Source organism: Nocardioides hungaricus (genome assembly GCF_054782915.1).
On the sequence record NZ_BAAGRO010000022.1, the window covers coordinates 1 to 11,265 of the forward strand.

Consider the following 11,265-nt stretch of genomic DNA (forward strand, 5'->3'; position numbering starts at 1 on the left):
CGCTCACAGCAGTCATCATCATTCCTCTGCTGGGACCGACCGCTTACACAGACCATCTGACACCCCCCGAAGGCCCGCGTGTGTCCGGCGTTGTGCCGAGCCCATGGCACCTGCCGCACTGTTGGCCCATGGGTCGGGCAGTTCACCCGCGGCGCATCGGCCTCAAGGAACACCTCGACACTGCCCAGGTCCAAGGCCCGCCAGCGACGGCGTCCCTCGCCGTGGTCGTACCACGACGCCCGGGCACCGCAGCGTCCGCAACGACCGCGAGCAACTCGTCGCGGTCGCACATGCGCAACGACTAACTCGCTGTCCTCGTCGAACTCGATCTCTTCGATCACGGTGTTCTCGACGCCCAATAGGGCACGCCATAGGCTGGCGCTTCGCACGCCGTTCTCCGCTCTGCCGTTTCGGTTCTAGACAAGCCAGAAATCTAGAGCGGGAACGGCGTGCGACCGTTCAGGCGCGAACATCCACCCACGGAAGAGTCACAAGAGCCGAAAATGATGTACCCGCTCGTCCGCGAGCTGGCCACCAAGGACGCACCGATCCGGGTGCCCGTGACGGTGACGTGCCGGGTGCTGAAGATCGCTCGCCAGCCTTACTACCGCTGGCTCGCGCAGCCAGTCACCGCCGCTGAGCTGGAGCAGGCCCATCGAGCCAACGCCCTGTTCGACGCGCAAAAGGACGACCCCGAGTTCGGGTACCGGTTCCTGGTCGACGAGGCCCGGGACGCCGGTGAGTCGATGGCGGAGCGGACCGCATGGCGGATCTGCTCGGACAACGGCTGGTGGAGCGCGTTCGGCAAACCCAAGAAGAGCAAGGCGAAGAAGCCCGGTCCGCCCGTCCATGACGACCTGTGCGCCGTGCTCGACAAGCACGGCGTGATCCGGCACGTCTTCGAAGCCGACCCCTAACGAGCTGTAAATCGGCGACATCACCGAGCACCGGACCAGCGAGGGGAAGCTCTACCTGTGCGCCTTCAAGGACGTCTACTCCAACCGGATCGTGGGCTACTCGATCGACTCGCGGATGAAGTCCAGGTTGGCAGTCGCGGCGCTGAACAACGCCGTCGCCAGGCGCGGTGACATCGCCGGCTGCGTGGTCCACACCGACAGAGGATCGCAATCTCGAAGCAGGAAATTCGTCCACGCTTTGAACCGTCACGCCATGGTCGGCCTAATGGGCCGAGTCGGCGCAGCCGGGGACAACGCCGCCATGGAGAGCTTCTTCGCGCTGTTGCAAAAGAACGTCTTGAACCGCCGGTCGTGGACCACCCGCGAGGACCTGCGGATCGCCATCGTGACCTGGATCGAACGGACCTACCACCGGCGCCGACGACAACCCGCTCTCGGTCGATTGACCCCCATCGAGTACGAAGCAATCATGACCACGCCAGCCACTCAGGCTGCCTGACTCAACCTGTCACCCGATCGTGCAGCAGTCCCGATTGTAGGCAAAACCGGCATGGGTCAGGCTGGACAACGCTGGACGTCTATGGAGCCACAACATGCCTTTGATTTGCGAGGTTACAGGAACTGTTGGCCTGCGGCGGCGGCCGGTCGCCCCATTCGTAGTAGCCCACCGAGAGACCCTCAAGACCCGGCAGGTCACCGCGACGGGGTACGCGTCCGCGGCGAGCTCGTGGACCGGCCGGAACCCTATTTTGGCAGCACGTTCTCCTGCGCGAGTAGGCAACAACTGGCCTTCTTGAGGATCTCGATCTCTATCTGCTGGCGACGATTCTCCCGCCGCAACCGGATAGCGCGGGCGGACGGCGCCCGCCCTCGGGCTGCGTCGTCCAGGTGCTCCTCACGGCGCGTCGTCAGTGGCGTGGTGGCCGCAAATTTTGGACTACTCGTTCGGGTTTGTTGTAGTCCCCGTGGGGCGCAGAGATCTGAGCGTCGAACGAGTCTTCCGCCCACCCGTCGGGGGCGATCGAGATCCTGCGTTTGGCCTTCACTGGCGAGGAGTTCACCCACGATGGCAAGCACTGGACGATTCCGCCCGTCGCTGTGCTGCCCGGTCGGGTGCGCCCGGCGGCCGCGGCCCGAGGTTTGGAGCACTGGCCGGGGCGCGAACTCCGGGGTGATGTTACTCCGAGACGTAGAACTGGTCGCACCAGGCTCGAAGCGCCCGGAACGCCGCGGCCTCGTCTCGCGCGAAGGGTGGTCGCTGAACGTAGGTCATGTTTTCCCAGACTGGGAAATCCGCGGCGTGCTGGGATATCTGCTGGCGAGACCACCGGTCGCGCAGGGCCGGTGTCAGCTCGCTGCCGTCACCTCGAAGCCTCGGCACCCACACCGTCGCGAAGTGGTCCGATGTCTCGTGGTCCACCGGGGTCGTGGCGGCCAGGGTGTAGACGGTGTCGAAGGAGCGGAACCTGCTCGACGTGTAGCCGACCGCGTAGCACCGGTTGGCGATGCTTCCCAGTACGGGGCCGTACGGTGTCGCCCACGAGGACTCCTTGCCTCCGCCGAACCGCATCCGCAGCTCTGAGGTGAAGACGTGTCCCGCTTCGCCGAAGTCGACGAGCTCGGGGACTTCGTCGGCCCCGTGGACGTAACGGAAGTGTGCAGCGTCGCAGCTGTTCTCGGTCACCACCTGAGGAATGAACTTCACGCGTCGCCATGAGTGACTCGTGTCGGGATGAATGGGCCAGTAGTCGCTCGTCTCGTCTGGCTGTTCCCACACCAGCGGATCGGGCTCCCACGTCGGCTCCTCACCGGCCGGGTCGAACCACATGAAGGCGACGCCGTTGACCTCGTGCACCGGCCACTGCTTGATCTGCAGCCCCATCTGCTTCGGCCGGCTGTACGGGATGTCGCAGTTCCGTCCTTCGTGGTCCCACTTCCACCCGTGGAACGGGCAGCGGATACCGCCGTCCTCGACGACGCCGCCGTGTCCAAGGTGCGCGCCGAGGTGCGGGCAGAACGCATCGCTGAGATGGAGGTCGCCGTGCGCATCGCGGTAGCACGCGAGCTCGGTATCGAAGTACCGCAATGGGATCGATTGACCAGGTGCGATCTCGGCGCTGTAGGCGATCTGGTACCAGCCCGTGGCGTACGAAGTGTGCGGGAAGTTCTTCATGCTCGACCCTCCTGGAACGACCGATGCCGGGAGTCAGCACCAACGTTGATTATGGTGGTCTACGCTGGCATTGATCAACACTACTGTTGTCGGCGGCAGTCGGCAGTCGGTCAGATTGAGAGGACTCATGTTGCGGGACGTCGCGATCGTGGGGGTCTACACGACGGAGCTGGGCCGAGATCTCCGCGGTAGGACCTCCTTCAGCCTGACGATGGAGGCCGTCAAGGGCGCGGTGGCCGACGCCGGGTTGTCGCTGTCGGACATCGACGGGGCAGCGGTCGTGTGGCCCGGCAGGTCGGGGGCTCCCCTCGACGGGAGCGCGAACTGGGCGCCGTACCTCAACGGCCGGCTGCGCTGGACCATGGACGCGGATCTCGACACCGCAGGCATCCGCGGCCTGCTGAAGGCCGCGGCCGCCGTCGGTGCCGGACTGTGTGAGTCCGCCGTGGTCGCGGCGGGACTCGCCGGGTCCTGGTCCCCGGACGGCAACCCGGTTCCGGAGGGCAGTGCCGTGGGCACCGGCCTCGACCTGGAATTCTCCGATCCCTACGGGCAGTGGGTCATGCCCCACTTCGCGTTGGTCGCGCAACGGCACATGCACGAGTTCGGCACGACGCCGGAGCAGCTGGCGCGGGTCGCCAGCTCCATTCGCAACAACGGCCACGTCAACCCCGAGGCGATCATGTACGGGCGCGGGCCCTACACAGTCGAGGACGTCCTCGCCTCGCGGATGATCGCCTCACCGCTCCACCTGCTCGACTGCTGCATCGTCGGGCAGGGGGGCTTCGGCATGGTGGTGACGACAGCCGAGCGAGCAGCCGACCTGCGGCAGAAGCCGGTTCGGGTGCTCGGCGGAGGCATGGAGTTCCTCCGGGGGGCCTACGCCGACCCGCCACTCCTCAGCGAGGTCCAGGCGCTGGGCACAGAGGCGGTGACGAAGTGCCTCGAGATCAGCGATGCGACGGTCGACGACCTCGACGTCGCCCTGCTGTACGACGCGACCTCATTCGAGGTCATCCGGCAGCTGGAGATGCTGGGGGCTTGCGGTCCCGGGGAGGGCGGACCCCTGGTCGAGACCGGGTTCATCGACCTCGACGGTGCCCTGCCCGTCAACCCGGACGGCGGGATCCTCGCCCACAGCTGGGCGCCCCCCGGCCACCTCAGCCAACGGATCATCGAGGGCGTGCGACAGCTGCGCGGCACCGCGGTCAATCAGGTCCCCGGTGCGGACCTCGCGCTCGCGGTCAACGCGGGCTCGGGTGCCCAGCACATCGAGATGGCACTCCTGGGCGCCTGAGGTGCGCTCAACCAACGACCGGAAGGACGAGCATGAGCGCAATCCTGCACGCCGTTGCACGGAGACTTCCCGAGCCCACCGACGTGTCCCGACCCTACTGGGACGCCTGCCGGGAGGGGCGCCTCCTCGTCCAGCAGTGCGACGCCTGCCGGCGGTGCTTCTTCCGCCCGGAGGAAGCGTGCACCCACTGCGCGTCCGAGGCTTGGTCCTGGACCGAGTCGACCGGCTCCGGCACCCTGTACAGCTTCACGACGATCTATCGCGCGCCGGACCCGGCGATCGCCGTCCCCTACGTGCTGGCCGTGGTCGCCATGGCCGAGGGATATCCGATGTTCAGCAACGTCGTCGACTGCGTGGTCGACGACGTCCACATCGGCATGAGCCTGGCCGTCTCGTTCCATCCCGTGGGTGACGGAGCCGTCCCGGTGTTCCGGCCGGTGATCGAGCCGTGATGAGCAGCAGCACGTGGACGGCAAGCGAGCAGAAGTCGCTGCCGGGCATGCTCGCTCGACAGGTCGAACGACGAGGTGAGCACATCGCGCTGCAGTTCGGCGCCGAGAGGATCACCTACCAGCAGATCCACGAGCGGTCGACGAGTGCTGCACACGCCCTGAGCGACCTCGGGGTCGAGGAGGGCGGCGTGGTTGCCGGACTGACCGAGAACTGTCCGGACCAGGTGTACCTCCTCTTCGCGGTGTCGATGCTGGGTGCTGCCGAGGTGATGATCAACTCGTCCTACCGCGGCGAGTTCCTGGCGCACCAGCTCCGCGACAGTGGCGCCACGGTGGTGATCGTCGACGCCGCGCTCGTGCCCGCCCTTGCCGCGGTGTCAGCGTCCCTGCCCCATCTCGTGCACGTGCTGGTGCGAGGTGAGGTCGAGGACGACGCAGTCCTCCAGACCCTGGGGACCGCGGTGTCGGTCCACCCGGCCGACGTGCTCTACCGGCCCGAGCCCGAGCCGATCCTCGACACCGAGCGGTTCTGGAACGTTCCGTCGTCGATCGTGTACACGTCCGGGACGACCGGTCCCTCGAAGGGTGCCGTGCTCACCCAGAACTACCTGGTGGAACTGGCCTTTCAGGAGTCGGGCATGTGGTGCGTGGACGACGAGTCCGCATTCTTCTCGTGCACTCCGATCTTCCACCTGGCCGCCAAGGGCGTCGCCATCCTCGGCGCGTTGTCGCGCGGTGTCAGATGCGTCGTCGACGACCACTTCAGCGTCTCCGGCTTCTGGGCGCGGATCCGTGAGGAACGGTGCACGGCCACCATCCTGCTGGGCTCCATGGTGCCGCTGCTCGCGGCCCGCGAGCCGGACGACGACGAGGGCATCGACGTCGTCGTTGCCCTGCCGGTCGCCGCCGAGCTCCAGGGCCCGCTGGAGGAGCGGTGGGGCTGCCGGTTCGAGACCGTCTACGGGTTGAGCGAGGCAGCGCCCGTCGTCAAGTCCGACGTCACCGAGCGGCTGCATCCCGGCTCGGCGGGCAAGGTGAACCGGGACTTCTTTGACGTGTTGGTCTTCGACGATGACGACCAGCCGCTGGCACCGGGCGAGGTTGGTGAGATCGTCGTCCGGTCGAGACGACCCCACGTCATGTTCGAGGGCTACCTGAACAACCCGGCGGCCACCATGGCTCAGTTCCGGAACGGCTGGTTCCACACCGGTGACCTGGGGCGCTTCGACGGCGACGGCTACCTGTACTTCGTCGATCGCAAGAAGGACTACCTGCGCCGCGGTGGTGAGAACATCTCGTCCTTCGAGATCGAGAGCGCACTCCGATCCCACCAGCAGGTGCTCGACGCGGCCGTCGTAGGGGTCGCCAGCGAGCTCAGCGAAGACGAGGTCAAGGCCGTCGTGGTGCTGGTCGGCGGAGCAGAGCTCCGGCACGAGGAGCTGATCGAGTTCTGCATCGACGCGATGCCCTACTTCGCGGTCCCTCGCTACCTCCAGCTCGTCACCGATCTGCCGCGGACCCCCTCCGGCAAGGTCGAGAAGTACAAGCTGCGCGCCGAGGGCGTCGGCCCGTTGGTGTGGGACAGGGAAGCGGCCGGCATCGTACTCGGGCGGCGCGGTCGCGTCGCCCGGTAAGGACCTCGACCGCAGGGAAATTCGCATCCAGTTAGCCCTGCGCGCATCGCTGACACAAGGGCCATGTGGTCCTTGCCACACTGGCAGTCAACAGATACGCTGACGCGCCAGATCAACACTGCTGTTCAAACCGGAGAGTCTCGGTCACGTTCGGGCCCTGCCACAGGGTCGACCCAAAATAAGGAGAAACTGGCATGCGAACGAGCAAGATCAAGTTCGTCGCGCTCCTGGCCTCGGCAGCGTTCGCGCTGGCCGCATGTGGGGGCAGCAGCGACGACGGCGGCTCAGATTCCGGAGCGACCATTACCCTCGGAGCGCAGGCGCCGACGACGGGTCCGGCCGCCTCGATCGGCCAGGTGTGGCAGAAGGGCATGGAGCTCGCGGTCGAGCAGGTGAATTCGAACGGCGGTATCGAGGTCGACGGCAAGACCTACGAGTTCGAGCTGGACTTCCAGGACAACAAGACCGACCCGAAGACGGCGATCGGAATCTCGCAAGAGTTCTTGAACAACGGATACAAGTTCCTCGTCGGACCGTCGGTTGGCACGATCTTCGCCCCCGTGTGGGAGACGATGAGCGGTCGCGACGCATTGACGATCACCGCAGCCACGGTCGCGCCCACGCTGGTCGGGACCGACGAAGGCAAGTACCTGTTCCCGACCCAGCAGCCGGTGAGCGGGCCGACCGGCAGCATCGCCGGAAACGTCAAGTCGGTCATCGAGAAGTGGAATCCTGAGAGCGTCGCCCTTCTGGAGCCGGCCGACCCCTCCGGCGAGGAACACGTCAACGCCTATACGGAGGCGTTCGAGAGTGCCGGCGTCGACATCGTGTACTCGGACAACTTCGTCGCCACCACCCAGGACTTCTCGCCGTACATCACCAAGATGAAGGACGCGAACCCGGACCTCGTGGTGTTCGGTTACCTCGACAGTCTTGCCACCCCGTTCCTCAAGCAGGCGGGCGAGGCGCAGTTCAACCCGAAGTTCGCCTTCGCGCCCGGCGTCAGCGCCGCCGTGGTCGAGGGACTCGACGTGGACGCGTCGTTCACGATCCCGACCCGCGCCATCGACAACCTCGAGGACACCTCTCTGGATGGCGTCCGAGACGCTTACAAGGATGAGTTCGGCGAGGACGTCGGCCCCGGCGACTTCTACATCTTCTCGTACTACGACGCCATCCGGACGCTGGCCCGTGCGATCGAGATCGCTGGCACGACCACCGACCTGGAGGCGATCAGCGAGGCGATGAGCGACGAGAAGGCATCGGACTACCCGAACCGCGGACTGGACATCAAGTGGGATTCCGGACACAACGTCACGTTCCCGCCCCAGACGCAGTTCGTGATCGACGGTCAGTCCTCGTACGTGGACGACGCGTCGTAGGAAGCGTGAGATCCAGCTCGCACGCACGCTAGGCAGCAGGCCGGGTTGCGTCGCCGCGTGACCTGGCCTGCGTGCCGCCGCCGACGATCGGAACGGAAACACGGGAATGGAAATCTTCGGGCAGGCAGTCGTCAACGGCGTGATGCTCGCATCGATCTATGCGCTGGTCGCCCTGGGTCTGACGCTCATCTTCGGGTTGCTGGACGTCGTGAACTTCGCCCACGGGCAGATGCTGCTCCTCGGCTCGTACCTGACCTGGGCGATCTTGCAGGGAGGGATGTCGTACTGGCTCGCGCTGCCGCTGGCCGCGCTGGCCCTCGTCGCCCTTGGCTTCACCATCGACCTCACCCTCTTCGCGCGCGTCCGGAACACCCCGATCAGCGGCCTGATCATCTCCATCGGACTGATCGCGGTCTTCGCCGACGTCTTCCGGACCGTCTGGGGCGTGGATGCGCTGACCGTGCCGTCACAGATCACAACCGTGTTCCGACCGGCGGGTCTGGTGATCCCTGGCGACCGAGTCGTGATCATGGTGATCGCCGCGGCCGTGATGGTCCTGCTGGCGGTGTTCCTCAAGTTCTCCCGTCTCGGTGTCGCACTTCGCGCAACGGCCGACAACCCGGAGGCGGCGCTCCTGATGGGCATCCCCACCGAGCGCATCCGCAACGGATCCTTCGCCCTCGGTGCGGGTCTCAGCGGACTTGCGGGCGGCCTGCTGGCCGCGGTCTTCCCGGTCGTCCCGACGGGAGGCGACGCCGTGTTGATCACCGGCTTCATCGTCCTGATCCTCGGCGGGGCCGGCAGCCCCCTCGGCGCGGTGGCGGCCGCCTTGCTGATCGGCATGGTCGAAAGCTTCGGCATCACCTACTGGTCGTCGAACGCGGCCAGCATCCTCGGGTTCGCGCTGCTCATCGTCGTGCTGTTCATCCGCCCCTCGGGCATCTTCTCCACGAGCCGTGAGGTGACCCTGTGATCGCATTCGTGATGGCGCGCGCCGGCTGGGTGCCCTACCTGCTGGTGGCTGCCTCGGTGGTGTGGGCCATCGCGAGCGGCGATCCTGTGCTGCTGCACGTCACGACGTTGTTCGTGATCTTCTCGTTGTGGGGGAGCAGCCTCAACATCGTCTGGGGCTACGGCGGACAGTTCTCGATGGCGCAGGTGGCGCTCGGTGCCATCGGCGCCTACGGTGTCGCCGTTCTCACCGTGCAGTACGACTGGAACTACTGGTTGGCACTCCTGGTCAGCATCGTCATCGGCGTGCTCCTCAGCCTCATCATCGGATGGGTCGCGCTGCGGCTCACCGGCTTCTACTTCGCCATCATGACGCTGGCGTTCGCCTCCCTCGTCCTCCAACTCCTCTCGTCGTGGGAGCGGGTCGGTCTGACGACCGGCATGTCCGCGGGTTTCGCCTTGGGCTCGGTGGACATCGGCCCGGTCCATTGGGACCTGGCGGCCAAGGATGGCGGGCTTCTCACGCTGGCGACCATCGCGCTGTTCCTCACGCTGGCGACGATCGGCAAGATCGAGAAGACCCGGACCGGGCGAGCCCTGGCGGCGGTGCGCGAGGACCGGATCCTCGGGTCCTCGCTCGGGATCAACGGGACGTTCTACTCGGCGCTAGCGTTCGCCGCCAGCGCTGTCGTGGCGGTCGTGTCCGGTGCGCTGTACGGCGCCTACCTGCTGTTCATCGCGCCGTCGTTCTTCGGGCTCGGCGTCGTCATCTCGTTGATCGCGATCGTCGTCATCGGCGGCGCCGGGCACAAGTTCGGCCCCGTCGTAGGGGCTGCGATCTACATCGCGGTGACGGAGTACTTCAAGTGGGGAGGCGAGCACGGCGGGGCGCTGTTCGGCGTCCTGCTGGTCGTGATGATGCTGGTCGCGCCCGCCGGTCTCCTCGGCTACAGCTCGTTCTGGCGCAGCCCTCTCCAACGGTTCCGGACCGCGAGATCAGAACCGGGCGGCGACATCCACGTTTCCCAGGCCTCGGCGGCGGAAGGCAAGGCGCGATGACCGTTCTGCTGGAGGGCAGGCAGCTCTCGAAGAACTACGGAGGCGTCAGGGCGGTGTCCGACGTCGACATCTCGGTGACGGCGGGGGAGGTGCTCGGGCTCATCGGACCCAACGGTGCGGGCAAGACCACGCTGTTCAACATGATCTCCGGGTTCGTCCGGCCCACCCACGGAGAACTCTTCTGGAAGGGGGCCAACATCACACGGATGACACCCAACAAGAGGGCCCGCGCAGGGATCGTGCGCTCGTTCCAGCAAGCGCGCATGTTCGCCCGGCTGTCGGTGCGGGAGAACCTCAAGGTCGCCGCGCACCTGAGCCACAGACCGTCTCCGGTCAGCGACCTGCTCGGCCTTCCCGAGTCGAGGCGCGCGAACGCGGAGGTCGCCTTCCAGGTCGAGCGTCTGGTCGAGGAGTTCGAGCTGGGGGAGATCGTCGACATGCCGGCGTCGTCGCTGTCCTACGGCCAGGGCAAGCGGGTCGGCCTGGTCATGGCGGCTGTCAGCGGTCCCGAGCTCCTGCTCCTGGACGAGCCCGCTGCTGGGCTGAACAGCATCGAGGTCGCAGCGCTGGAGACGGACGTCCGACGGTTGCGCGACCAAGGCACCACCGTGTGCATCATCGAACACCACATGGGCCTGGTGATGCGCCTCGCGGACCGTCTGGTCGTGCTCGACTCAGGCACCAAGATCGCCGATGACAGCCCGCCGTCACGGGTCGCCGAGGACCCGCGAGTGATCAGTGCCTATCTGGGAGGTGCGGTGTGAACCCCTTGCTCGAGCTGGACTCAGTCAACGTCCGGCGCGGTTCTGTCGAGGTTCTGCACGAAGTGTCGCTCACCGTCCAGCCCGGCGAGATCGTCGCCCTGCTCGGCAGCAACGGCGTGGGGAAGTCGACCTGCCTGAGGGCTGTGTCCGGACTCCACCGCGCGCATCAGGGGAGCATCCTTCTCGACGGCGACTCGATCGGGGACCGCTCCGTGCGCGAGATCGTGGGCCTCGGCATCAGCCACGTCCCCGAGGGACGGCAGCTCTTCCCAAGTCTCACGGTCCAGGAGAACCTCGAGATGGGCGGCTATAGCAAGGGCGGGGCCTCCAAGGCCGACCTCGAACGGGTGACGTCGTACTTGCCGCTCATCAGCGAGCTGATGTCGAGACGTGCCGGAGGGCTGAGCGGCGGTCAGCAGCAGGTGGTCGCCATCGCCCGTGGTCTCGTCACCTCGCCCCGGCTGCTGATGCTCGACGAGCCGTCCCTCGGACTCGCGCCGGCCGTCACCCGCAGCATCGGCGAGCTGCTGGAACAGCTCAAGGGCACCGACATCGGGGTCCTGCTGGTGGAGCAGAACGCGAGCCTGGCGCTCTCCGTCGCCGATCGTGGGTACGTGATGGTGCACGGCCGGATCA

At 66.5% G+C, this 11,265-nt stretch carries 9 protein-coding genes and 2 pseudogenes; 9 read left to right on the top strand and 2 right to left on the bottom strand.

Going from position 1 to position 11,265, the window contains the following annotated elements; all coding sequences use genetic code 11:
* Positions 1-68: 68 nt before the first annotated feature.
* Positions 69-389 (bottom strand): annotated as a pseudogene (locus ACYVKX_RS10515) (transposase family protein); the annotation flags it as partial.
* 108 nt (positions 390-497) lie between these two features.
* Between ACYVKX_RS10515 and ACYVKX_RS10520 the strand changes: the two are divergent.
* Positions 498-1,416: pseudogene (locus ACYVKX_RS10520) on the top strand (IS3 family transposase); the annotation flags it as partial.
* 678 nt (positions 1,417-2,094) lie between these two features.
* Here ACYVKX_RS10520 and ACYVKX_RS10525 read toward each other — a convergent pair.
* Positions 2,095-3,090, bottom strand: a complete 996-nt coding sequence (locus ACYVKX_RS10525; protein WP_460831739.1) for a Rieske 2Fe-2S domain-containing protein — start codon at positions 3,088-3,090, stop codon at positions 2,095-2,097.
* 127 nt (positions 3,091-3,217) lie between these two features.
* On the opposite strand from ACYVKX_RS10525, the gene ACYVKX_RS10530 reads away from it, so the two are divergent.
* From ACYVKX_RS10530 to ACYVKX_RS10565, 8 genes are all read left to right on the top strand, one after another.
* A complete protein-coding gene (locus tag ACYVKX_RS10530) occupies positions 3,218-4,387 on the top strand; it encodes a thiolase family protein (RefSeq protein WP_460831742.1) in 1,170 nt (389 codons plus the stop codon).
* A gap of 83 nt (positions 4,388-4,470) precedes the next feature.
* Positions 4,471-4,839, top strand: a complete 369-nt coding sequence (locus tag ACYVKX_RS10535) for a Zn-ribbon domain-containing OB-fold protein (protein WP_460831745.1) — start codon at positions 4,471-4,473, stop codon at positions 4,837-4,839.
* Positions 4,839-6,473, top strand: a complete 1,635-nt coding sequence (locus ACYVKX_RS10540; RefSeq protein ID WP_460831748.1) for an AMP-binding protein — start codon at positions 4,839-4,841, stop codon at positions 6,471-6,473. The genes ACYVKX_RS10535 and ACYVKX_RS10540 overlap by 1 nt, the downstream gene beginning before the upstream one ends.
* Before the next feature lie 194 nt (positions 6,474-6,667).
* Positions 6,668-7,855 carry an ABC transporter substrate-binding protein gene (locus ACYVKX_RS10545; RefSeq protein WP_460831750.1) on the top strand — a complete coding sequence of 396 codons (1,188 nt, stop codon included), beginning with the start codon at positions 6,668-6,670 and terminating at the stop codon, positions 7,853-7,855.
* Positions 7,856-7,961: 106 nt separating this feature from the next.
* On the top strand, positions 7,962-8,828 hold the full coding sequence (locus tag ACYVKX_RS10550) for a branched-chain amino acid ABC transporter permease (RefSeq protein WP_460831752.1): 867 nt from the start codon (positions 7,962-7,964) through the stop codon (positions 8,826-8,828).
* Entirely contained in the window at positions 8,825-9,865 is a 1,041-nt protein-coding gene (locus tag ACYVKX_RS10555; protein WP_460831754.1) for a branched-chain amino acid ABC transporter permease, read from the top strand. The genes ACYVKX_RS10550 and ACYVKX_RS10555 overlap by 4 nt, the downstream gene beginning before the upstream one ends.
* On the top strand, positions 9,862-10,629 hold the full coding sequence (locus tag ACYVKX_RS10560; protein WP_460831757.1) for an ABC transporter ATP-binding protein: 768 nt from the start codon (positions 9,862-9,864) through the stop codon (positions 10,627-10,629). Before ACYVKX_RS10555 ends, ACYVKX_RS10560 begins: the two co-directional genes overlap by 4 nt.
* Before the next feature lie 62 nt (positions 10,630-10,691).
* Positions 10,692-11,265: ABC transporter ATP-binding protein (locus tag ACYVKX_RS10565; RefSeq protein ID WP_460831761.1), on the top strand; the 574-nt coding region annotated here is incomplete at its 3' end.